This window comes from Erwinia sp. JH02 (assembly GCF_013074405.1).
GTDB classification, from domain to species: Bacteria; Pseudomonadota; Gammaproteobacteria; order Enterobacterales; family Enterobacteriaceae; genus Erwinia; species Erwinia rhapontici.
This window is the reverse complement of the sequence record NZ_JABANZ010000005.1, coordinates 283,842-308,016: the sequence shown is the minus strand read 5'-3', so window position 1 is coordinate 308,016 and position 24,175 is coordinate 283,842. Positions and strand designations below refer to the sequence as shown.

The window sequence follows — 24,175 nt, the reverse complement described above, 5'->3', positions numbered from 1 at the left end:
TAACCATTATCTCTCCAGACCTGCTCTCATGCGCCTTTAGCGCTAAATCACCGGTGGATGATAAATGGCGCTGCTCCAGTAGCGGCTGCTGGCGTGTTTCTCTCCCAGCCAGCCAAGATGACGTAAGCGGCGTGCAATCAGCTTATTCATAATGCCGTGACCCACCAGCAGTACATTGCCTTCGGCAGATAGGGCGATCAGGCGATCGGCGGCGAGCACCGCACGCTGTTTTGCCTCAGCGTAAGACTCTACCTGTCCGGCGTAGCCCAGCAGCCACATCACCCGCAGCAGCGGCAGCCACAGCAGCGGCGATAAAGCCGGGAAGGCCAGCGGCATAACGGGCAGTGCCACTTCACGATAGACTGCATCGATCCGGTTGGCCTGCCTGCCGAGTTTCGCCAGCGACGAAATGGCACGCGGTAATGTGCTGGTGACAATCCAATCCGCCTCTGCGGCCAGCCTCAGGCTGCGTTCTGGCGGCAGGTCACAGATCTCGGCCAGATCGTAGGCCTCGCACCATTCCGCCATCGCCAGTGACGAGCGGCGGCCTGGCAGAGAGTGATCGGGCTTGCCGTGGCGCATTAATGTAATCGTCATTATTTCCCGCCTGATAAGAGCCTATCCCATTAGGCTATTTTATTTGCCATTAATGTACGCCTACTGGGCCAGGCTCTAAGTGTGTTTTTCAGCTTAACCATCCCCCCCGACAAACACAAACCTGAAGCTAATGTGCAGATTGTCATCTCTTCGCAATACTCGGGGGCTAAAACGTCAGTGTTGAAAGCGTGTTCAGCTTCGTTTGCCTTAAGTTTGCGCACGGTTTCAATAGTGAAAAAAAATCGCATGTTTTTTGGACGATTTATTTCATTGATTTTATTGATTTTCTAAGCAATCAGTTGTGTTGAATGTCAAGAAAATCTAACGATTGCCGTTTCGTTACCTTGATTTATCTACACGCGTAGATACAATAGCTGCGTAGTGAAAATTCACGGTGCTTGATGGTTAGCAGCTACGTGAAGGTCAAATTTGTTTCGCGTTACTTATACGATTGGTCAATTTTAGACCGTCGGCGCAAAGCGAATATAGCGTTCCAACACCAGGGAACCTTTTTACCCGTCATACTTCAAGTTGCATGTGCGTTGGCTGCAGTCGTTCACCCGAATCACTTACTTCAGTAAGCTCATCGGGGTTCGCTCCTTTGCCGCCTTCCTGCAGCTCGAATTATTTAGGGTAAACGACCTTTCGTCATGGCTTTATAACACGGCCTGTTCACTGGCGAATTTTCCTCCGACGGAGGAGTGCGTGCCAGGGATGGCGCCGAATAAAACTCCTCACATCAGGGAATTTTTCATGTCTACACCTCAAAGCGTTGCACAGGATACTGCAATGTCGGCCAACTCGGCGGCAGATGAACGTTTAGCCACCCCGGAAGGGCGTAAGGATTTTTGGCGGGCAACATTCTCGTGCTGGCTTGGCACAGCAATGGAATATGCCGACTTCGCTTTATACGGGCTGGCCGCCGGGATTATCTTCGGTGATGTCTTCTTCCCCGAAGCAACGCCAGAAATGGCACTCCTCTCTACCTTCGCGACCTGGTCGGTTGGCTTTATTGCCCGCCCGATTGGCGCACTGTTCTTTGGCTGGCTCGGCGATCGTAAAGGTCGAAAAGTCGTCATGGTTTCCACCATCATCCTGATGGGTGCCTCCACCACACTGATTGGTCTTATCCCCAGCTATGCCTCTATTGGCCTTTGGGCACCGGCGTGTCTGGTGCTGCTACGCTTTAGTCAGGGCTTTGGTGCGGGTGCAGAGCTGTCCGGCGGTACGGTGATGCTGGGCGAATACGCACCCGCGCAGCGTCGCGGTCTGGTCTCCTCCATTATTGCGCTCGGTTCTAACAGCGGCACGCTGCTGGCATCGCTGGTCTGGCTGGCGGTGGTGCAGATGGACCAACAATCACTGCAAGAGTGGGGCTGGCGTATTCCGTTCCTGTGCAGTTCGCTGATTGCGCTGGTGGCGTTATGGATCCGTCGTCACTTACGTGAAACCCCGGTATTTGAACGCAAAAAAGCAGAGCTGGAAGCCGAACGTGAGCAGGTGCTGGCCGCCGTGCACGTCGTAGAAGATACCCGTGGATTCTGGCGCCGTAGCCGTGCCTTCCTGACCATGGTTGGTCTGCGTATCGGTGAGAACGGTCCATCCTATCTGGCGCAGGGCTTTATTATCGGTTATGTGGTGAAAGTGCTGGCAGTGGATAAATCGGTGGCGACCACGGCGGTGTTTATTGCTTCGCTGCTGGGCTTCCTGATTATCCCGCTGGCGGGCTGGTTGTCGGACCGCTTTGGTCGCCGTATTACCTATCGCTGCTTCTGCCTGCTGCTGATCCTCTACGCGTTCCCGGCCTTTATGCTGCTGGACTCGCGTGAACCGGCCATTGTCATCAGTACGATCGTCGTCGGGATGGGATTGGCATCGCTGGGGATCTTCGGCGTACAGGCGGCCTGGGGCGTGGAGATGTTTGGCGTTCATCATCGTTATACCAAAATGGCCACTGCTAAAGAGCTGGGGTCGATTCTTTCAGGCGGTACGGCACCGCTGGTGGCGTCGGCACTGCTGGCCTGGACGGGTCACTGGTGGCCGATTGCCACTTATTTTGCGGTGATGGCAGGTATCGGTTTCCTGACCACGTTTGTGGCACCGGAAACACGCGGTCGCGACCTTAACGCACCGGAAGATGCGATTTAATCACGGATGAAAGCGGAAAAGAGTGTGGGTTTTCCCCCGCTCTTTTTCCCTTAATTGCATTATCTAAGGGACTCACGGGCCGGATTGTTATCCGGCCCGACGCTGTTTATTTGTGAGGAAGACTGCCTGTGGCAAAACAGATTCATCATCGTGCTACCCGTGCAGATGTGGCAAAAGTCGCCGGAACTTCCGTTGCCGTAGTGAGTTACGTTGTGAATAACGGACCGCGACCGGTTGCGCCCGCGACACGTGAACGCGTGCTGGCGGCGATTAAAAGCACCGGTTACCGCCCGAACAGTGTGGCGCGTGCGCTGGCTTCAGGCACCACGAGAACCTATGGACTGGTGGTGCCGAATATTGGCAATGCGTTTATTGCTTCGCTGGCCCATGAGCTGCAACAGCAGGCGCTGGCTAACGATATGGTGATGCTGCTGGGCGATGCCGGTGACAGCCGAAAACGCGAGTTGCAGCTGATCAACAATCTGCTGGGCCAGCAGGTGAATGGCCTGTTTTACATCAGCGTTGACCGCCATCCTTATATTGATCTTCTGCAATCCAGCGGTACTCCGTTTGTGATGCTCGACCGGGTTGATCCCAGCTTGCAGGTGAATGTGATCCGCGTGGATGAACGCGAGGCGTCGCGTCAGGTGACGGCCCATCTGCTAAGCCACGGCTATCAGCATGTCGGCATTATTTGCGGCCCGCCGGAGATGCTGAATACGCAGGATCGTCTGCAAGGCTGGCGCGATGCGTTGGCGGATCATGGCGTGGAAGAACGCCCGGAGTGGATATTCCATACCCCCTATACCCGCGTGGGTGGCTATCAGGCCGCACAGCGCATGATGCAGAGCGAGACGCGCCCGCGTGCGCTGTTTGCATCGAACGAAGCGCAGGCGATTGGCTGTATTCGTGCTTTGTCTGAACACCGTATCCGCGTGCCGGATCAGCTGGCGCTGGTCTGTTTTAACGGCACCGATCAATCTGCTTATCATGTGCCATCGCTGACGACTGTTCGTCAACCCGTGCGCGAGATGGCAAAGACCGCTATCAACATGCTGGCGGCGTGGAAAGGGGAGAGCATGCTGAGTGAGTTCTCTCATCATCTTGAACTTGGCGAGTCCTGTGGCTGCAAGCTGGCCGATAATAAGATAACGATATGAAACGATTAATTATTGATTGTGATCCGGGGAATGGTATTACGGGGGCCAACGTCGATGACGGGTTGGCGATTGCACTGGCGCTGGCTGCACCGGAAATTTCGCTGGAGCTGATCACCACCGTGGCGGGAAATACCCCAAGCCAGGTGGGATACAGCGTGGTGAAAGATCTGATGGAGCGTATCGGGCAGTCGGTAGCGGTGGTGAAAGGGGCCGATGCGGCCTTATGCGAGCCGACGCAACCGTGGCGCGAAGCGTTAGATCAGCGGGTGCACAGCAACCAGCTGGCGCATCTGTGGCGCGGCGTGCGTCAGCCGCAGTCTTTTACCGCCCCGGCTCTGGAAGCCGCGGATGCGATGGGCCAGCTGATTTGCGCGAATCCGGGGAAAATCACCCTGGTGGCGATTGGTCCGCTGACCAATGTGGCGCTGGCGTTAGAACGCTATCCGGAGATGGCCGATGCGGTGCAGGAGATCGCCATTATGGGCGGTGTGTTTGCGCTGGATGATTTTATTAAAGACACCAACTTTGGCATTGATCCTGAGGCCGCACATAAGGTGCTGACCAGCGGCGCGAATATCACGCTGGTGCCGATGGATGTGACCAGTCAAACGCTGATGACGCATCAGGATCTGAATCGCATTGCACAGATTGATACACCGCTGGCGCGTTTTGTCACCGAGACGCTGCGCCCGTGGATTGATTACTCGATTCAGACCCGTCATCTGCCGGGCTGCTGGATCCACGATGCGCTGGTAGTGGCCTGGTTGCTGAACCAGCGAGTGAGCACGGCGGCGGATTATTTTGTCGACGTGGAGCTGCGCGAGGGGATGACGCGCGGTAAGTCATGGCGTTTCCGTCAGCCGTTGCGTGTGGATGTGGGCATCGGTGAGCCGCAGGGTGGCCAGGTGCATGTGTTGCAGACGGTGGATAACCAGTTGTTGCTGGCGATGCTGGAGCATTATCTGGCGAAGCCGTTAGCGTAAAGCCTGCCCGCGGATTTTGCCGATCCGGCGTGCTTAAGCTGGCCTCAGACCTGAAGCCAAACTGTCAGCCACAAAAAATGAGTGGGGATCCCTCAGGGGGCGACCCTTTTTTCCGGTCACCCCGTATTGATGATCAGGCGTGCACTGCACGCCGCCAGCGCCACACATCCACGCCCAGTAACACCAGCAAACTCACGCCCATCACCGGCAAACAGACCGCCGTAATCAACGTGATCACCAGCAGCAGAAAACGTGCGCTAATCGACAACGGTTGCCAGCAGCCCAGTAGCGTATCCAGTGGGGAAACCTGCCCACCCTGCGGGCGGCGCAGCCACCACATGCGATAGCCAATCACAATCATCACGCACAGCCCGGCCCCAAACAGTGCCAGGACCAGCTGATTCGCCACCCCGAACAACACGCCCATATGTGCATCCACGCCCCAGCGCGTCAGTTTGGCCAGCAGGCCAAAGTTGGCGAACTCCACCTTATCAATCACCGCGTTGCTCTGCGGATCTACCGCTACGCTGTCGACCTGCGTTGGCCAACTGCGGTCAATCTCATTCACCGTCCAGGCTTTATCTGCCCGGTATGACGGACGGATCTCCAGTTTAGCCGCATCAATCCCCGCCGCACGCGCTGCGTTCAGCACACCATCGAACTGCGCCGGATTGACCGTAGCCGGAGCGGCATCCTGCGTCATCATCATATGACCCTTATGCTCCGCATGCTCATCCATTGGCATATCCATCATCATCGCGGATTCAGAATGCAGCACGGTATTCACCGAGGGCGTCATCCAGCCAAAATGATTGCGCATCAGGGAGATATTATCCCCGGCCCAGCGTGACCAGGTCAGCCCGGTGGCGGAGAAGAACACCAGCCCGAGCAGCAATGCCAGACCCAGCGTCGTGTGCCAGTGGCGTTGCCCCGCCAGACGCTGGGCGCGCGTTGGGGGAGATCGCAAGGGTTTACGGCGCGGCGTGCGGCTGGTGGCCCAGAGCAGGGCACCCCCCAGTGCGGCAATCCACAGCCAGCTCGCCGCCAGTTCGCTGTAATTGCGACCCACGTCACCCAGCAGCAGATTGCGGTGCAGATAATCCAGCCATGTACGGAAGGGCAGAACGCCGCTGGTGCCGTAAACCGTCATTTCGCCACGGATTTCCAGCGTCTTTGGATCAACAAACACCGCCCGGGTTTCCGATGGGCCGAGATCGGCACTGGCAAACATTACGCGCGTGGTTTCACCGGGATGGGGTGCCGGGCGCACGGCGGCGATTTTCGCCTTCGGCCCCATCAGGGCACTGGCGGTGGCGATCTGGGCTGAGATCGGCTGGTCCGGTCCGGTTGATGAGGTAAACAGCTGTGACTGATAAAGCACATTTTCCAGCTGAGGCGTCAGCACATACAGCGTGCCGGTCAGGGCCGCGACAAAGATAAAGGGGGCGATAAACAGCCCGATATAGAAATGCAGGCGACGCAGCAGCGGGATCAGCGCGCTGCTGCTGCGGGTGGCGTGCGTGGTCGCACGTCGGATATTTTCTGACATTGTCTCTTCCATCAGCCTGTTTTACAGGCATTCGCAGGGACTGTGGGGGAACCCACAGATCAATTGTTATTTGAAGCGTGCGGTGAGGAAGAGAGGCGGGGCGCGGGGATGGAAGAAGCGGGGAACAAAACGCGCCACCACGGGTTGAAAAAGAGGAACATCCGGCTGGGTGGCGGCCTGTAATGTCGACCACAGCAGCGGCAGTGTCATCAGGTCGAGCGGCAGATGCACCAGCAGTACGCAATAACCGCAGGCGCTGTCATCCATCATCGACATCGGATGATGTTCCTGTTTCGTCGCGCTAGTGGAGGTGGCGTCCATATCATGATGCATGTCCGGCATCTCAGACATGTCCATCGCCATCCCATGATGCATCATCATCATCATGCTGTTACTGCCGCGCGTCTGCGCCAGTGATTTTGAAATCACCGGAGCAATAAACAGCAGCAGTATTGCCAGCAGACCAAGCCAGGCGGCGAGGCGATTGCGGGGGGCAGAAAATGAGATCAGTGACACGTCTTTTCTTTCAGCAGGAATACCGCAAGGAGTGTACTTGAATTTAGTAGAACAGGGGAAAGGTAATCTCTGTTTCCGTTTTTAATATCGACAATTTAAGGGCCAGTCGGCGCTATATAACTGAGGAATAATCTTAACTATTTCTACTTGTTTCCGGTTAATTTCCTGAGAGTGATTTGACTTATGTGTATTTTTGTATTTTTTCTAATATATAGATTATCTTTATGATAAATAGCATTTTTTACATTAATTTTTGTGCCTGATATTAGGATTTTCCTTATGTTGTCGTTGTTATAATCATCATTCAATTGTAAGCGTTATGTAAGTTTAGGAACAATCCTGGATAAGAAATCGTTAAAGTACCTGGCATCAACATCGTATAAATAATAAACCTTGCTCAGGGCATTACTATGCTACGGATTGCGTCTGGAAAAGACGGGATAACCCCTGCTCGTCTCAGTAGTTTGGCCGTTATTATCAGTCTCTTTCATGTCACGAATGTGGCTGCTGCCACGATCGGCGATCAGCAATTAATTAACCAGCAGGAACGTCAGCGCGCCACTGAACGTCAGCTGGCACCTCCTGCCCCGGACGTCCGTTTACAGGCGCCGGGCAGCTTTTTCAGCCGTATTCAGTTTCCTGCTGAAGAGCCGTGCTTTGCCCTGCAACATATCGAGTTACAGGGGCGAGAGGCATTCCCGCATTGGATGCCGTTGCAAAAGCTGGCCGATCAGGCGCAGGGACAGTGCCTTGGCGGTAAGGGTATTAACCTGCTGATGAGTGCCTTGCAGAACCGTCTGGTGGATCACGGCTACGTCACCGCCCGCGTGCTGGCCCCGCCCCAGGATATTAATAGCGGCACCCTGAAGCTGTTGCTGGTACCGGGCAAGGTGCGCAATGTCCGCCTGACGCCAGACAGCGATCGTTACGTTCAGCTCTGGAGCGCCATGCCGGCCCATGCCGGGAATTTGCTGGATCTGCGTGATATTGAACAGGGGCTGGAAAACTTACAGCGCCTGCCCACCGTGCAGGCCGATATGCAGATTGTTCCCGGTGAGCAGCCGGGCGAAAGTGATATCAACGTCAGCTGGAAGCAGTCGCGCCACTGGCGACTCGGTGCCACGCTGGATGACTCCGGTAGCAAAAGTACCGGGCGCTATCAGGGCGGCCTGACGCTCTACCTCGATAATCCTCTGTCACTCAGCGATATGTTCTACGTATCCGCAGGTAAGGATTTAGAGCAGGGCGGCGAAAAAGGCAGCAAAAATACCCTGATCCACTACTCAGTGCCGTTTGGTTACTGGACGACGGGCGTCACCTTCAGCGACTACGACTACCACCAGTCGGGTCTGGGCAGTGGTTTTGACTACCAATACAAGGGTAAGAGCAAAAGCATGAACCTCCAGCTCGGGCGCGTACTGCACCGCAGCGGCAGCCAGAAAACCTCGTTCAGCTATGAAGTGATGACGCGCCAGTCGCGCAACTACATCGAAGATACCGAGATTGAGCAGCAGCGTCGTCAGACCGCCGCCTGGCGTCTCGGTTTGCAGCATCGTCACTATATCGGCCAGGCCACGCTGGATACCGGCGTGAGCTATCAGCGCGGGACGCGCTGGTTTGGCGCGGAACCAGCACCGGAAGAGAGCTATGGCGAAGGCACCGGGCTGGCGAAGATTATTCAGCTTTCCGTGCAGCTGAATGCACCGTTCCAACTGTGGGGGCAATCCTTCCGTTATAACGGGCAGTTCCAGCGCCAGATGACCCATTCTCCGCTGACACCGCAGGATCAGATGTCCATTGGTAACCGCTGGACGGTACGCGGCTTCGATGGTGAATACACTCTGAACGGTGACGAAGGCTGGTTTGTACGTAATGACATCGCCTGGCAAACCCCGTTGCCGAATCAGGAACTCTACCTCGGCGCGGACTATGGCGAAGTGAAAGGCGGCATCGATTATCAGGTCGGTCACCATCTGGCAGGCGGGGTCATCGGCCTGCGCGGCAACGTATTGAATACCGGCTACGACCTGTTTGCGGGCGTGCCGTTTTCCAAACCGGACGGTTTCAGCACCAGCCCGGTCTCCCTCGGTTTCAATCTGAGCTGGGAATACTGATATGACGATCCCCGTTAATGGTTTTCAGGTGATTTCCCCGCTGTTGAGCAGCGGGTTCAGCGAATCTGAAGTGCTGGGTGCCAGCGTCTGGTTATGGATGCATTCGGCACAGCACCGCGACATTCCCCTCAGTGCGCTCCCCACGCTGCTACTGCCTGCGATCAAGCATCAGCAGTTTGCGCTGGCGATGCGTGACGATAAGCCAGTGTTTTTCCTTAGCTGGGCCTGGCTGGATGATGAAGCCGAGCAGCGTTATCTCACGCAGCCCGGCATTCACGTTCAGGAGCGGGACTGGAACAGCGGTGACCGTCTGTGGATCCGCGACTGGATTGCGCCGTTTGGCGATCAGCAGGCACTGCGTCGCCTGGTCGGCGGCACGTTATTTCCGCATCACTGCGTACGTTCGCTGTATCACAAAGGTGAGGAGCGCGGTCTGCGCGTTATGAATTTCCGTGGTGATGCGGTAACGCATCAGGATTTCGCACGCTGGCAGCGCGACACCCCGCTGGCAAGCCATTAACTGGAAGGGATGAACCCAGGTGAATAAGAATCTGTATCGCGTAATTTTCAACAAGGCGCGTGGCCTGTTGATGGTGGTGGCCGAAAATGGCCGTGGTCATGGTAAAGGTCCGGCGGTGAGCGGCGAAGGGCATACGCTCAGCCAGCTGATTGGCCAGCTCTCCCCGCTGGCATTCTTCACCCTGGGGGCGCTGGGCATGGTAGCGCTGATGCCACAGGCGCAGGCCGCAGGGATTGTCGCCGATCGCAGCGCGCCTTCCGGCCAGCAGCCGATGATTGGGAAAACAGCCAACGGCACGCCGCAGGTGAATATTCAGGCACCGAGCGCGGGTGGCGTATCGCGTAATACCTATAGCCAGTTCGACGTTGATAAAAAGGGCGTGATCCTCAATAACTCCCACCGCAATACGCAGACGCAGCAGGGCGGCTGGGTGGCGGCGAACCCTTATCTGGCACGCGGAGAAGCGAAAGTGATCCTCAACGAGGTGAACTCGCGCGACCCCAGCAAGCTGAATGGTTATATCGAAGTCGCAGGTAAAAGGGCGCAGGTGGTGATCGCTAACCCTGCCGGGATCACCTGTGACGGCTGCGGTTTTATCAATGCGAACCGTTCCACGCTGACCACGGGTAAAGCGATTATGCAGAACGGCCAGTTGACCGGTTATCAGGTTAATGGCGGGGAGATTGTGGTGCAGGGGGCGGGGATGGACAGCAGCCGCCAGGACTATACCGATCTGATTGCGCACACGGTGAAAGTGAACAGTGGCATCTGGGCCAGCGATCTGAAAGTGACGACCGGTAAAAACCGCGTCAGCGCCGACGGTGCCAGCGTCAGCAAAAATACGGACAGTGATAACGATGTGAAGCCAGCGCTGGCGCTGGATGTGGCCAACCTTGGCGGCATGTACGCCGGGAAAATCCAGCTGATTGGCACAGAAAGCGGTGTTGGCGTGCGTAACGCCGGAACGCTGGGCGCGCAGGCCGGTAGCGTCACCCTCAGCGCCGACGGGCATATCGAAAACAGCGGTACGATCAACGCCAGTGAAGATATTCAGGTGAGCGGCCGTGCGCTGAACAACAGCGGTACGCTGTATGCCGGACGCGATACGCGTGCCAGCGTCAGCGGTCAGTTGAACAACGATGGCATGGTGGTCGCGGCGCGTCATACCAGCGCCCGTGCAGGTGAAATCAACAGTAGCAAAAATGCCGTCTTTGGCGGCGGGGTGAAAACCGATGGCCGCCTGGGAGAAAGCGGCGATCTGGATCTCACCAGCACCGGCAAGCTGGCCAGCCACGGGCAGAACATGGCGGCCGGAAAACTCACCTTGCAGGCGGCCGATATTGACCTCAGCGACAGCCAGACCAGCGCAGCGGAGGTGGCATTGACCACTCAGGGCACGCTGAATAACGATCGCGGAACGGTCTCTGCGCACAGCGGCGATCTGACCCTGACCAGCGGTCAGTTAAGCAACAGCGGGGGGACGCTGTATGCCGGACGTGATATGCATGCCAGCGTCAGCGGACAGCTGAATAATGACGGGCTGATCGCCGCCGGACGCGATACCCGCGCCAGCGCCGGTGAGCTGAACAGCAGTAAAAATTCGGTGTTCGGCGCGGGGATTAATGCGGATGGCGGCGTGGGAAATAGCGGCAATCTGACGCTGACCAGCACCGGGAAACTGGCGAGTAACGGGCAGAATCTGGCCGCCGGAAAACTCACGGTGCAGGCGGCAGAGATCGACCTGAGCGACAGTCGCAGCGCGGGATCGGACGTCACCCTGACCTCGGGCGGCGCACTGAATAACGATCGCGGGATGATCTCCGCACTGAGCGGCGATCTCTCCCTGACCAGTGCGCAGCTTGATAATAACGGTGGGCGTCTGGAGTCGGCGGGCAAGGTGCAGGTGCGCAGCGCCGGGATTAACAACGTTGGCGGAACGATGGTTGGCCAGCAGTTGACGCTGGACAGCGCTGGCCAGGCACTCAACAACCAGAATGGCGGCATTGCGGCGACGGAGGGCGTCACGCTTACGGCAGGTGCGCTGAATAATGAGGGCGGCAAGGTGATTGCCGGGAAAAACCTCAACGCCGGCGTTCAGTCGGTGAGCGGTAACGGGCAGTTGCTCTCACTCGGAGACATGCAGCTGGCGGTCAACGGTGACTTCAGTAACGTGGGCAGTACGCTGGCGAACGGCAATCTTGACCTTAACGTGCAGGGCGCGCTGGATAACGCCGGGCAACTCAATGCCGGCAAGCAGTTAGCGGTGACGGCCGCCAGCCTGAACAACCAGCAGAGTGGCGATATCAGTGGTCAGATCACCCACGTGGATGTCGGTAGCAGCCTGACCAACCGTGGCATTATTGACGGTGTGGAAACCGTGCTGCGTGCCGGAACGCTGAACAATATCGGCAGCGGACGTATTTATGGCGATCATCTGGCGATCCAGGCCGGTGAGTTGAATAACGTGGCGGAAGGTGAGAGTGCGGCGACCATTGCTGCACGCCAGCGCCTGGATCTCGGTGTCGGAACGCTGAATAACAGCGCCCACAGCCTGATTTACAGCGATGGGGATATGTCGATTGGTGGTCAGCTGGATGAGAACAATGCCGCCAGCGGCCGGGCGACGACGATCAACAACCACAGCGCGACGATCGAATCTATCGGCAACATGCTGATCAATACCGCCACCCTGAACAATATTAACGACCACTTTGCTACCGAGATGGTGCACCTCTCGGACGAGCAAAAAGAAGAATATATGGTGGTCGGGCTGAATAATGGTGTGCATTACGGCACCAGCGATTATGACATCAGCTTCTATCATGACGAAGTGCAGCACATCTGCATTAGCGGCGTGGTGTGTAATCAGGATCATTACTACCAGTATGCTTACACCCAGAGCACCTGGCAGGAACAGATCACGGAAAGCGATCCGGCGCAGATCCTTGCGGGCGGCAGTCTGGCGATCAACGCTGACAATACCCTTAACGATAAGAGCCGCATTATTGCCGGGGGCGATCTGCTGGTCAGCAATGCCAACCTGAACAACGTGGAACTGGCCGGAACGCTGCTGGTGCAGAAAGTGGGGCAGGTGATCGAGTGGGATCGTATCCACAAGAAAGGTCACGACAAGCAGAAACATGATGCCTCCGCTTATACACCACCGGATGAGATCCAGTCGATTGCCCTGTCACCGAGCGTGGCGAAAGGCAACACGAAGGTGGACAGCAGTTCGCCTGCGCTCAGCGGTTTCAGCCTCGGTTTACTGAACAGTGAGGACTTGGCTTCACTGCCTGGCGGTCAGCGCATTGAGATCGCGGGCAGCACCGATGCCACGGTGATCCGCTCACAGGTGCCGGACACCACGCTACCAGAGAACAGCTTGTTTAACCCACTGCCATCGTCCTCCAGCAATTACCTGATCGAAACCGATCCCCGCTACACCAACCAGAAAAACTGGCTCAGCTCTGACTATATGCTGTCGCAGCTGCGGTCCGATCCTGATATCACCCAGAAACGCCTGGGGGATGGCTTCTACGAGCAGCGCCTGGTGCGCGAACAGCTGGTGGAGTTGACCGGCGAGCGTTATCTGGCGGGCTATCAGAGCGATGAGGATCAGTACAAGGCGCTGATGGAAGCCGGGGTCGCTTTCGGGCAAGCCTTTAATCTGGTGCCGGGCGTGGCGCTGACCGCCAGCCAGATGGCGAACATCTCGAGCGATATGGTGTGGCTGGTGGCGCGTGATGTCACACTGGCTGATGGCAGTCGTCAGAGTGTGCTGGTGCCGCAGGTTTATGCCCAGGTGAAACAGGGCGATATCGATGGCAGCGGCGCGCTGCTGTCCGGGCGTAATATCGCGGTGGGTGTCAGCGGCAATATGCTGAACTCGGGCCGCGTAAATGCCACCCAGCTGCTGAGCATCAGCGGCGATACCATTACCAACGTGGGCGGGATCATCAGCGGCGGCAACGTGCAACTGCTGGCGAACAAAGATCTGACCAACAATGGCGGCATCATCCAGGCGCAGACTTCGCTGGTGGCCAGCGCGGGACGCGATCTCAACCTCGTGTCGCAAACCACCCATACGGAAAGCACCAACGGCAGCAACACCTTTAGTCGCGATACGGTGTCGCGCGTGGCGGGCATGTATGTGCAGCAGGATGATGGCAAACTGGCCTTACAGGCGGTGCGTGACGTCAATCTGCAAGGGGCGAAGGTGGTGAATACGGGCGAAAACAGCCAGACCACCGTGGTTGCCGGGCGTGATGTGAATCTGACAACGGTCAACTCCGGTGCCAGCGACAATGTGGTATGGAATAAAGACAACCACCTGAGCCAGAGCAACACCACGGCGGTGGGCAGCGAAATTACGGGTGCCGGTGATGTGGTCGTGCAGGCGGCAAACAATATTGCAGCGGCAGCGGCCACGCTGAATGCCGGTAGCGGCCTGAGCCTCGCCGCGGGCAATGACATCACTATTGGCACGGCCAGTGAGCAGTCGTCGCTGGATATGGCCTCCAAAGTGAAAGGGTCGGGCTTCCTCTCCAGCAATACCACCACGACGCGTGCCGGGTTTAATCAGCAAAATGTGGCAGGCAGCAATCTGGGTGGGCAGGATATTACGCTGTCGGCCGGGCACGACCTCGGTATTAGCGGTAGCAACGTTGCGGCAGACAATTCGCTGACCGCCAAAGCGGGTAATAACCTGACCGTTGATACCGCTGAGGAGAGCCGCGACGGCTGGGCGATGACGCAGAAAACCAAGTCCGGCCTGATGAGCAGCGGTGGCATTGGCTTTACCGTCGGTTCAACCTTTAATAAATCGACCGATGAAACCACAGGGCAGACGGCGAAGGGCAGCCAGCTGGGATCGGTGAGCGGTGATACCACGCTGATTGCCGGTAACGATCTGAAAATCAAAGGATCGGAGGTGATCGCCGGTAACGATATCAATCTGGTCGGTAAAAACGTTGAAATCAGCTCAGCAGAAAATCGTGCCAGTAAACACAGCACCACCGAGTCACGCTCCAGCGGTCTGACCCTGGCGCTCTCCGGCGCGGTTGGCTCTGCGCTGAGTACTGCGAAAACCATTTCCGAGATGGAAACCGACAAACAGGATGACCGTGTGGCGCGCCTGCAACAGGTGAAAGCGGGTCTGGATGGGTATCAGGCGGCGCAGGCGGTACGCGGTGCTGTGCAGGATCCTACCAATACCAGTTTCGTCGGTATCAGCCTGTCGCTGGGCATGCAAAAGGCACAGAGTGAAAGCCAGAGTGACCAGATGACCTCGGCGGGCAGTGCGATTCAGGCCGCCCAGAATCTGAATATCTTTGCTAACGGCAGTGATGGTTCAACCCAGGATGGCGATATCGTCGTGCAGGGCAGCCAGCTTCAGGCCGGTGATGAGATGCTGCTGTCAGCCTCGCGCGATATCAGCCTGCTGTCGGCGGAAAATACCCAGATTTCCAGCAGCAGTAAAAGCAGCGGCGGCGGTGCCGTTGGTGCCAGTATCGGGGTCGGCTCTGGCGGCTGGGGCATCAGTATTTTTGCCAATGGTAATAAAGGGAAAGGTAGCGAAAATGGCGATGGTCTGACGCATAACGAAACTACCCTGGATGCCGGTAACAAGGTGACCTTGCTCAGTGGGCGCGATACCACGCTGACCGGGGCACAGATCAGTGCCGATCGGATTGTGGCTGATGTCGGGCGCGATCTGACGATCACCAGCGAACAGGACAGCAATAACTACAAGTCAAAAGATCAGAATATCAGCGGTGGCCTGAGCTTCACCTTTGGCTCGATGACCGCCAGCGGCAGCCTGTCGATCAGCAATGACAAGATCAACAGTAACTACGATAGCGTGCAGGAACAAAGTGGCCTGTTCGCCGGGGACGGCGGCTACGATGTCACGGTCAGTAACCACACCCAGCTTAATGGTGCGGTGATTGGCAGCACCGCAGAGGCGGCGAAGAACCGCCTGGATACCGGTACGCTCGGTTTCAGCGATATTCAAAATCAGGCCGATTATGCCACCTCGGGCGTCAGCCTCGGTCTGACCACGGAGTTCACCACCAAAGATAAAAAAGATGACTCGCTCCCGGCCGATCAGCAGCCGGTGAAACGCACGGTGACGGAGCAACTGGGCGATAATCTGGCGCCGAAGTCGATGTCGGCATCGCGCTCCAGCGGCAGCGGCGAGAGCACCACATACTCGGCGGTGTCGGATGGGACGCTGATTGTGCGCAACGGCGATGCGCAGCAGCAGGATGTCAGTACCCTGAGCCGCGACGTAGAACATGCGAATCAGACACTCAGTCCGATTTTTGATAAGGCAAAAGAGCAGAAGCGCCTGCAGAAAGTGCAGTTGATTGGTCAGGTTGCCAGCCAGACCGTCAGTGCGGCGATCGCCGAGCGCGAATACTGGGCGCTGGAAGCCGGTATTAAAGACGCGGGTGAAGCACCGGGTGCGGATGCCACAATAAAAGATCGCGAGGCTTACTGGAATCGGGTGCGTGGCACCGACACCTACAAAGAGATGATGGCCGACTACCAGGGTGACGGCAAAATCAAGATGGCCGCAGACGCAGCGGTGACGGCGATTACTGCGCTGGCGGGAGGCGATGCCAGTAAAGCGCTGGCCCAAGCCTCTGCACCTTATATGGCCGGGGTGATTAAAGATCTGACGCTTTCCGATCCGAAAAATCCGACGGCAGATGAGATCGCTACCAATGCCTTTGCGCATGCGATCCTCGGCGGTGTGGTGGCGGAAATGAGTGGACAGAATGTGGCTGCTGGTGCGTTGGGCGCAGGGGGCGGTGAACTGGCGATCCGCACTATTCATAACGCGCTGTATCCTGAAGTCGCTACCAGCGATCTTAACGATCAGCAGAAGGGCACGATTAAAAACCTGGCACTGATTGCGTCCAGCATCGCCGGTGCCATCGGTAGTGGCGACAGCGAAGGAGCCGCAGAAGGCTACGCGAACGGCAATAATGCGATAGAGCATAATTACCTCAGTGCCGGAGAAGCAGAGCGCAAAGCCGTACTGGAGCGTAAAGAGCGGCTGGGGACGTTGACGGCTGCTGAGTCTAATGAACTAAACGCCACCCGTACGGTAGATAAAGCCCGCGATCAGGCGATCAAAGACGTTTGTACCAACGGAAATAAGGGTGGGCCGGCGTGTACTGCGCTGGTGAGTAAGGCACAGCAGGCGCTGGACACCTACGGAGAAAGTGTCAGCGTACGTATGCTGTATGGCGAGCTGTACCCACAGGACGCTGCTAATGCCAGTGCAATTATGTCGGGAGTCGATGCCGGCAGCGTCACGCGTGACAGGGCGATTACCGCCATCGCCAGGGATTCGGGGAAAAGCTGGGATGAGATTGCTGAGCGCTACGATACGGTGATGCAGCTGCATGCTATTACGGTATCGCTGGCCAGCGTTTATATGCCGGGTAGCATGAAAACACCTGCCGTATCGACAAAAACCTCCACCAACGCGAATATCATGGAAGAGGCGGCGGCGCTGAAGCGTATTGCCGACAACAATAAGACAGCGACCGATCTCAGTACCAAAACTACCGGAATGGTGTTCCAGCAGCAGGCGCAAAATAAGATCAATGATCTGGCAGCAATGTATAATGACGCCTCACTGCCACCGAAAGACTTCACACTGTCGATGAACGGGAAAACGTTAATGGCTGATCCAACGACCAGTATCGGTGCGCCAGTATTTAAAGGCGCCTCTGAGGCTGAGGTGAAAACTTACTTCCAGCAGATTTCCGGCGCTGAAGTGTTGCCTGCGGCGAAAGCCATCCCTGGTAAAGGCACGCTGTACTCCGTTAAGGTGACCAGTGGAGCTAATGCAGGCAGTACCATGACCCTGAGAGATTTCTCCAATTCCACCGGACAGACCGGGGCGAAATGGACCATTGATGTGATTACGCCGTCGATCAATAAAGGGAAAAAAGTGGAGATGAAATTCCAGTGAACAAAGAAAGTATTTACTCGTCCGTGATCGCCAGCGCCCGTGGATTGTCACTCGGCGCCCTCTGGCAACATCTTGAGGTTGAGTGCCGCAGCATTGCGGATAACAGCGCCCTGAGAAAAGAGCTTTTCTTTGATCTGTTGCAGCAACTGATGAAGAGCGGTCAGGTCCGGCTGGCGTGCGACGGTACCTGGCTGACGGGCACGGTTGAGGAACAGCTTAAGTGTCTGAATGAGGCCTGGCCGCAGCCCGACTCTGACGATGAGTTAGACGATCTTGATGATACTGGCTTCTGGTTTCTGGCAAAAGCGCCCGCCGGGCTGGTGTGGATCACCGCTGACGGGCAGGAAGTCTGGACCTGATACTGTGGAGTAAGTCGATGCATTATCAACGGATATTACCGCTGGCGGTGCTGCTGCTCAGCGGCTGTAGCCTGCTGCCACAGCAGGAATTCTTCACCCCCCCACCTGCGGGGGCTGAGGTTGCCGGGCTGCGCATTATGGGCAGCACCGAGAGTAATGCCCTGTATCAAATGGAGAACGGTAAACTGCGCGGCGGGCTGATTCGTGAAAGCAACTGGGTGTTGCGCAATACGCAGGATCAGGGCATGCCAAAGGTCAGCGGTAAGGAAGCCACTTACACCAGTGATTATTTCGAAACGCCGATTTATGCGGGCCGAAAAACCACGGTATATCACAGCTATAATCGCGGTAAGAACCGCTGCATGAACATCGTCAGTTTTGTTCCGGAAAAGGGCCACTACTATCAGTTGAGCCAGGCGGTTGATCTGAAAATGTATCGGTGCCGTGCCTGGCCGAATGAGCTGGTCAAAAACGCAGATGGTCAGTGGGTGCTGAAACCTATTGCTAACGTCACTTACGGTAATAAATATCTGCCACAGGATGGCGGCTGGCAGAAGATGGTGCGACTTGTCACTGAAGGGTAAGTCAGACTCTGGTGGGTGGTTGACGATGACGGGTGTGCAGGCCAGTGAAAACCTCTTCTGCTGGGCCCGCTTTGTCGCTGATAGCGAGTTGTTGTGGCAGGACAGTGCGTTGGTATCGGATACCGACGCCTGGCAACGCCTGTGGTTTGAGCTGGAGATCGTCAATGGTCTGGCGCTGGCGGAGTGGGATGAGGAGGGGTGTCCGGCAGAAGGGTTGGCAAGCTGGCGTGAAAACTATCAGCAGGAGGCCAGGGCGCTGGCGAATGAACTACTGGCACTGATCTCGTCTGATAACGACAAGAAGAAGCGTTGATGTATCGCCAGATGACGCTGTCCCTACTGCTGACGTATGCCAGTGGCTGTAGCCAGTTTCCACACCATGCATTTTTCACGCCGCCTGCCGCAGGGCCGCATACGGCCTCGGTGCGGATTGTTGGCGGCACCGAACTGGCCTCCATTGAGCAGGAGGTCAATGGCCTGCCTACCGGTGGCCTGGTGCGCAGCAGTGAGTTTATCCTGACGAATACCCAGGATCGCGGGATGCCGGTAGCCCGCGAGCAGGACAAATCGTCCTGGCGCGATTATTACGAAACCCCGGTGATCGCTGGCAGACAAACCCATATCGGGCTGGTTTATAAGGGGGCCAATAGCCAGTGCAGCAGCAGCATGAGCTTTGTGCCTCAGAAAGGACACGACTATCAGTTTGGCCTACAGGTTGATCTGCGCCTGCGTCAGTGCCGTGGTTTGCCGTACGAGCTGACTAAAGATGCACAGGGAAACTGGGTCCTCCAGCGCATTAAGGATGTCATCTGGGGCGGGAAATATGGGCATGAAGACGCCAACTGGCAAAAGATGCCAGACTCGCTGGTGCCCCCCAAAGTCCTGGCACCGTGAATGCGGGGAATATAGCGCTTTCCGTGCTCTCCTCGTTTTGTCCCGCACTGACGATCACTTGCTCTGCCCGGCACACGCCATGATAAACCCATCTGATGATACGAGAAGGAGCGGGCGATGAGTGCTCACGATGTGGGATTCACCCATGTAGCGTTTGAAGTGCAGGACTTACAAAAGAGTATCGATTTCTATCAGCGTTATGCCGGTATGCAGGTGGTGCATCAGCGCCAGCCGGGTATACCAGAAGCACAAGAGGTTGCCTGGCTTTCTGACCTCTCCCGCCCGTTTGCGTTGGTACTGGTGCAGACGGCTGTCAGAAGAGACACGCCGCTTGGCCCCTTCGGCCATCTTGGTGTGGCCTGCGCCACGCGTGAAGAGATTGACGCTAAAGTCGTGATGGCTGAGAAAGAAGGGGTACTGCGTAAAGCCCCGGTTGCGTCTCCCGCTCCTGTTGGGTACTGGGCGTTTTTTGCGGACCCGGATGGCAACACCCTGGAACTGTCATACGGCCAGCAGGTTGGGCTTCAGGCTATGATAGCCCGCGATATTTAGTGGTGAAATGTTAATTAACAGGATAATTATTAGCCTGTTAACATAATGACATCGCCTTTTACAGTCTGAAGAGAACCCTGACAAAAGCGCCGTAATCTACGTCTGTCTTACATGCTATAAACAAATAATTAACATTCTTTGTGTGCCTTTAAGACAGGACTCTCTCCTATGTTTAACTGGACTTCGACTCAGCGCAACGTGGCGTTCGCCAGCTTTGGCAGTTGGACGCTGGATGCGTTTGACTTCTTTATTCTGGTGTTTGTCCTCAGCGATATTGCGGCGAATTTTCATGTCAGCATTACCGATGTGTCACTGGCGATTATGCTGACGCTGGCCGTGCGGCCTGTGGGGGCGCTACTGTTCGGCCGCCTGGCAGAAAAGTATGGTCGCCGTCCGATTCTGATGCTCAATATCATTGCGTTCACTATCTTTGAGCTGCTCTCCGCCTGGTCGCCCACGCTGATATGGTTTCTGGTATTCCGTGTCATTTATGGCGTGGCGATGGGCGGCGTGTGGGGCGTGGCTTCCTCGCTGGCGATGGAAACCATTCCTGACCGTTCGCGTGGGCTGATGTCCGGCGTGTTTCAGGCGGGCTATCCCTGCGGGTATTTGCTGGCATCGATCGTCTTTGGATTGTGCTACGGCCTGGTGGGCTGGCGCGGCATGTTTTTGATTGGTGCCGTGCCGGTTCTGCTACTGCCGTTTATCTATTATAAGGTGCCGGAGTCGCCGGTTTGGCTGGCTGCCCGTGAGCGTAAAGAGACGGTGGCATTGCTGCCGGTACTGAAAAGTCACTGGAAGTTGTGCGTTTATCTGGTGCTGCTGATGGCCTGCTTTAACTTTTTCAGCCACGGTACGCAGGACCTCTATCCGACTTACCTGAAAGTGCAGCACGGTTTTGATCCCCACACGGTCAGCATTATTGCCATCTTCTACAATATTGCGGCGATCCTCGGTGGCATTTTCTTTGGTTCACTGTCGGAAAAAATTGGCCGTAAGAAAGCCATTATGATCGCGGCTTTCCTTGCGCTGCCAGTGCTGCCACTGTGGGCGTTTTCCAGCGGTTCATGGATGGTGGGTATCGGCGCATTTCTGATGCAGTTTATGGTGCAGGGCGCGTGGGGCGTGGTGCCAGGCTGGCTAACCGAACTGGTGCCAGCCACTGCGCGAGCGGTGTTGCCGGGGTTTGTCTATCAACTGGGTAATCTGGTGGCGTCGGTGAATGCCACACTGCAATCGAAGATTGCCGTGGCCAACGGGAATAACTACGGGATGGCGATGGCGGTGGTTGCCGGAACGGTGGCGGTGCTGATCTGCCTGATTGTGGCGTTTGGTCGCGAAACGCGTGGGGTGAAGATCTCCGACAGCGCGTAGGGCCAGGCATGCCTGACCCTGTGTGCTTACAGGGCCGGGGGCTGGCAAACATCAACCCATTTGGCATCGGTCAGCTGTGCCATATACTCTGGCGAAATGCGTACTGCACTGTGGATGGCACCTGCGGCGGGCAGGACTTCCTGATAGTCCCTGAGCGAGATATCGCAATACACCGTCAGCGGATTTTCCAGACCAAACGGGCAGACGCCGCCCACCGGGTGCCCGGTGAGGCTTACCACTTCATCGGTGTTCAGCATTCGGGCTTTGGCACCCAGCGCCTCTTTCAGTTTGCGGTTATCCAACCGGGCGTCGCCACGGGTCACGATCAATACCACCTGGTCTTTCACTTTGAGTGACAGCGTTTTTGCAATCTGCCCCGGTTCAACCCGGTGGGCGGCGGCGGCAAGGGCAACGGTGGCAGTGCTTTCTGACAGTTCAATGATGTCAATTTCGGGTGCGCGATCGGCAAAAAACTGCCGTACAGACTCCAGACTCATGCTTATCTCCTGCTTTTTAAGGAGATAAAATTGCCATATTGTCAGCGGTCTGTAAAACGGAAAAACAGGTATTCACTGGTAAAGAATAAACTGAGATATTAATCATTAAAAAACTTAATTCGCGCTAATACCTTAATGGTAGGCTGTTTGGCGGGAGTTTGTATTAAAAAAAAGGTTAAGTTTTTAAAATGAATTGGCCCTAAAAAAGGCCAATTTCATTTTTAAAGTGCATCGGCGGGCTGGTTAAGCGGTTTTTTTATCATATCCTGATGAGAGAGGATGGTATTACGGCCCTGATTTTTTGCCAGATATAACGCACGGTCAGCATTGGCCAGGGCATTATCAAAGTCATCTTCAATCAACGGGGCAATCCCGGCGCTAATGGTGACATGTGTCGCTACCCGATCATTAAAACGATGAGGAATTTCCAGATCCAGTACGTATTGGCGAATACGCTCTGCCAGCTTCATCGCAATCGATTCATTAACATTCGTCAATAATACCAGGAACTCTTCACCGCCGTAGCGTGTGACGATATCGCGTGATCGCACCGCGTCACGGATAGCCACTGAAACGCGAGCCAGCGCCTGATCTCCCATCGCATGGCCATAGTTGTCGTTATAAGCTTTGAAATGATCAATATCCAGCAGCAGGACGAAGTGGCTGCCGGCATGATTATCGAGAATATTTTCCAGACGGTTTTTGAGTCCGCGTCGGTTATACAGCCCGGTGAGCGGGTCCAACATGCTCAGGTCACTGTAGGTCTCTTTCTCTTCATACAACTGGCTGACAAGGCGCCGGGTAAAGTTATCGCGCCGCCGTTGCATCAGATGGTGCAGGGTAAAGCCAAACAGCGGCAGGATGATGGTAAAGAGGATAACCAACGTATTCTGGCCGTGATCCAGCACCAGTACCGCCACAGACGCCGGGAGGGTGTGCAGACAGAAGGCGAACAGGTGATCGCCCAGCGCAATCGCACTGATAAAGAATACGCTGACCAGAGCGATCAGCAGATAGCTGCCATCAAAATAAAAGCTCTGGTGATACTTCAATACGATTTGCCATGCCCAAAGTAATCCTGTCAGCAGTGCGGCAATATTTAATAGCGGAAATTGACCTAAAGGTTTTAAAACCATCCATATTAACAACGTAATGCTCAATATTATGATGGCTGCCGTTGGTACAGTAACCATGGATGTGGCAATGCTATTAACATTAAACAGACAAAAGATGGCGGTAGCTGTGTTTAAAAAAAGAAATAGCATCAGCGATAGCCGATGCTTGCTGTGAAGCAATTCATCGTAGCTTTGTAATTTCATTATAGTTACTCGTGACTGCCCTGAAATATCAAAGTGCTGGCACGCAGACTCGACTGATATCTCGTAATTGGAATAGTTTAGAGCCGTTATTATTAGATTTTTCTGAATGGTAATCGTTGCCAATTTACCACTTAAACCTGGGGCTGTCATCCGCAGGGACAAAGTTTCAACAATGTTGCTGCAAAGTGATAAAAACTATCATATGCTATTGGTAATCATTATCATTTGAGGTTGTGTGGGGTTAGCGGGATGATCGGTAAAAGACTGGACAGTGGGTGGGGTGTACTGATTCCTTGCGCCATGATGCCGCTGGTGGCGTTAATGGAGTTGTCATTCAGTGAGTGGCGTGTGCTGATGGTCGTGGCATTTCTGGCAACCGTGGTGATGCTGTTTCACAAGCGTCTGCGCCACTATATGCTGCTGCCTTCCTGCATCGCACTGGCTGGCGGTCTTGCGGCGATTTCAGTGAATTTTACGACGATCTGACCAGCGGAGATCATCCGGGCTGATAAACAAATAGCAGGGAGCGTTTTGGCGTCAGAAGTACGGTATGGATAAAGATAAGGCGGATGAATAATGAAATCAGAAGGGTATCGTGGGAGTCACTGCAGAGGGATTCAACATGGTGCGAAGAGAGGGACTTGAACCCTCACGTCCGTTAAGACACTAACACCTGAAGCTAGCGCGTCTACCAATTCCGCCACCTTCGCGTCCTGTTGAACTTTCTATTCATATCACCGCATTTGGTGCGAAGAGAGGGACTTGAACCCTCACGTCCGTTAAGACACTAACACCTGAAGCTAGCGCGTCTACCAATTCCGCCACCTTCGCGCAGATGCTGCGTAATATGAACAACGTGGTTTTTGGTGCGAAGAGAGGGACTTGAACCCTCACGTCCGTTAGGACACTAACACCTGAAGCTAGCGCGTCTACCAATTCCGCCACCTTCGCATACCCGCAACATAACAACGTTATATCGCAACCACGGAGGCGCATTCTAGAGATTTTATGAAGTACGT

Annotated in this window: 18 protein-coding genes and 3 tRNA genes; 13 read left to right on the top strand and 8 right to left on the bottom strand. The window is 55.7% G+C overall.

Going from position 1 to position 24,175, the window contains the following annotated elements; all coding sequences use genetic code 11:
* Positions 1 to 42: 42 nt before the first annotated feature.
* Positions 43 to 597, bottom strand: coding sequence for a histidine phosphatase family protein (locus tag HHI26_RS13985; protein WP_171149251.1), 555 nt, complete (start codon positions 595 to 597; stop codon positions 43 to 45).
* A 753-nt stretch (positions 598 to 1,350) separates the two neighbouring features.
* Here HHI26_RS13985 and HHI26_RS13980 point away from each other — a divergent pair.
* From HHI26_RS13980 to HHI26_RS13970, 3 genes are all read left to right on the top strand, one after another.
* A complete protein-coding gene (locus tag HHI26_RS13980) occupies positions 1,351 to 2,745 on the top strand; it encodes an MFS transporter (RefSeq protein WP_171149250.1) in 1,395 nt (464 codons plus the stop codon).
* A gap of 128 nt (positions 2,746 to 2,873) precedes the next feature.
* Complete coding sequence (locus tag HHI26_RS13975) at positions 2,874 to 3,905, top strand: LacI family DNA-binding transcriptional regulator (protein WP_133842428.1); 1,032 nt, start codon at positions 2,874 to 2,876, stop codon at positions 3,903 to 3,905.
* Positions 3,902 to 4,888, top strand: a complete 987-nt coding sequence (locus HHI26_RS13970) for a nucleoside hydrolase (RefSeq protein ID WP_133842427.1) — start codon at positions 3,902 to 3,904, stop codon at positions 4,886 to 4,888. Before HHI26_RS13975 ends, HHI26_RS13970 begins: the two co-directional genes overlap by 4 nt.
* 133 nt (positions 4,889 to 5,021) lie before the next feature.
* Here the strand turns inward: HHI26_RS13970 and HHI26_RS13965 are convergent, their stop codons facing one another.
* Both HHI26_RS13965 and HHI26_RS13960 read right to left on the bottom strand, forming a co-directional pair.
* Positions 5,022 to 6,449, bottom strand: a complete 1,428-nt coding sequence (locus tag HHI26_RS13965) for a PepSY-associated TM helix domain-containing protein (protein ID WP_171149249.1) — start codon at positions 6,447 to 6,449, stop codon at positions 5,022 to 5,024.
* A gap of 54 nt (positions 6,450 to 6,503) precedes the next feature.
* Entirely contained in the window at positions 6,504 to 6,953 is a 450-nt protein-coding gene (locus HHI26_RS13960) for a DUF2946 domain-containing protein (RefSeq protein WP_133842425.1), read from the bottom strand.
* Between the two features lie 410 nt (positions 6,954 to 7,363).
* Here HHI26_RS13960 and HHI26_RS13955 point away from each other — a divergent pair, with 410 nt between their 5' ends.
* The 9 genes from HHI26_RS13955 (at position 7,364) to HHI26_RS13915 (ending at position 21,340) form a co-directional block, all read left to right on the top strand.
* Positions 7,364 to 9,067, top strand: a complete 1,704-nt coding sequence (locus tag HHI26_RS13955) for a ShlB/FhaC/HecB family hemolysin secretion/activation protein (protein ID WP_171149248.1) — start codon at positions 7,364 to 7,366, stop codon at positions 9,065 to 9,067.
* Position 9,068: 1 nt separating this feature from the next.
* A complete protein-coding gene (locus HHI26_RS13950; protein WP_133842423.1) occupies positions 9,069 to 9,587 on the top strand; it encodes a toxin-activating lysine-acyltransferase in 519 nt (172 codons plus the stop codon).
* A 19-nt stretch (positions 9,588 to 9,606) separates the two neighbouring features.
* Positions 9,607 to 17,577 (top strand): hemagglutinin repeat-containing protein, encoded by a 7,971-nt coding sequence (locus HHI26_RS13945; protein WP_171149247.1) that lies wholly within the window; start codon positions 9,607 to 9,609, stop codon positions 17,575 to 17,577.
* Positions 17,574 to 17,936: a DUF596 domain-containing protein gene (locus HHI26_RS13940; RefSeq protein ID WP_133842421.1), complete on the top strand. Its 363-nt coding sequence runs from the start codon at positions 17,574 to 17,576 to the stop codon at positions 17,934 to 17,936. The genes HHI26_RS13945 and HHI26_RS13940 overlap by 4 nt, the downstream gene beginning before the upstream one ends.
* 17 nt (positions 17,937 to 17,953) lie before the next feature.
* A complete protein-coding gene (locus tag HHI26_RS13935) occupies positions 17,954 to 18,520 on the top strand; it encodes a hypothetical protein (RefSeq protein ID WP_133842420.1) in 567 nt (188 codons plus the stop codon).
* A 25-nt stretch (positions 18,521 to 18,545) separates the two neighbouring features.
* The gene (locus tag HHI26_RS13930) at positions 18,546 to 18,833 is read left to right on the top strand and encodes a hypothetical protein (protein WP_133842419.1); all 288 of its coding nucleotides are present in this window, start codon (positions 18,546 to 18,548) and stop codon (positions 18,831 to 18,833) included.
* On the top strand, positions 18,833 to 19,414 hold the full coding sequence (locus HHI26_RS13925; protein WP_133842418.1) for a hypothetical protein: 582 nt from the start codon (positions 18,833 to 18,835) through the stop codon (positions 19,412 to 19,414). Before HHI26_RS13930 ends, HHI26_RS13925 begins: the two co-directional genes overlap by 1 nt.
* Positions 19,415 to 19,531: 117 nt before the next feature.
* Positions 19,532 to 19,966 carry a VOC family protein gene (locus HHI26_RS13920; RefSeq protein WP_133842417.1) on the top strand — a complete coding sequence of 145 codons (435 nt, stop codon included), beginning with the start codon at positions 19,532 to 19,534 and terminating at the stop codon, positions 19,964 to 19,966.
* 168 nt (positions 19,967 to 20,134) lie between these two features.
* Positions 20,135 to 21,340: an MFS transporter gene (locus tag HHI26_RS13915; RefSeq protein WP_171149246.1), complete on the top strand. Its 1,206-nt coding sequence runs from the start codon at positions 20,135 to 20,137 to the stop codon at positions 21,338 to 21,340.
* Positions 21,341 to 21,366: 26 nt separating this feature from the next.
* On the opposite strand, the gene HHI26_RS13910 is transcribed toward HHI26_RS13915, so the two are convergent.
* Together HHI26_RS13910 and HHI26_RS13905 are read right to left on the bottom strand one after the other, a co-directional pair.
* The gene (locus HHI26_RS13910; RefSeq protein ID WP_133842415.1) at positions 21,367 to 21,837 is read right to left on the bottom strand and encodes a YbaK/EbsC family protein; all 471 of its coding nucleotides are present in this window, start codon (positions 21,835 to 21,837) and stop codon (positions 21,367 to 21,369) included.
* A 221-nt stretch (positions 21,838 to 22,058) separates the two neighbouring features.
* The gene (locus HHI26_RS13905) at positions 22,059 to 23,156 is read right to left on the bottom strand and encodes a GGDEF domain-containing protein (RefSeq protein ID WP_133842414.1); all 1,098 of its coding nucleotides are present in this window, start codon (positions 23,154 to 23,156) and stop codon (positions 22,059 to 22,061) included.
* Positions 23,157 to 23,405: 249 nt separating this feature from the next.
* On the opposite strand from HHI26_RS13905, the gene HHI26_RS13900 reads away from it, so the two are divergent.
* Entirely contained in the window at positions 23,406 to 23,642 is a 237-nt protein-coding gene (locus HHI26_RS13900) for a DUF1435 domain-containing protein (protein WP_133842413.1), read from the top strand.
* 137 nt (positions 23,643 to 23,779) lie between these two features.
* Here HHI26_RS13900 and HHI26_RS13895 read toward each other — a convergent pair.
* From HHI26_RS13895 to HHI26_RS13885, 3 genes are all read right to left on the bottom strand, one after another.
* A tRNA-Leu gene (locus HHI26_RS13895) sits at positions 23,780 to 23,866 on the bottom strand.
* 34 nt (positions 23,867 to 23,900) lie between these two features.
* Positions 23,901 to 23,987: transfer RNA gene (locus tag HHI26_RS13890), tRNA-Leu, on the bottom strand.
* Positions 23,988 to 24,020: 33 nt separating this feature from the next.
* Positions 24,021 to 24,107, bottom strand: a tRNA-Leu gene (locus HHI26_RS13885).
* Positions 24,108 to 24,175: the final 68 nt, after the last annotated feature.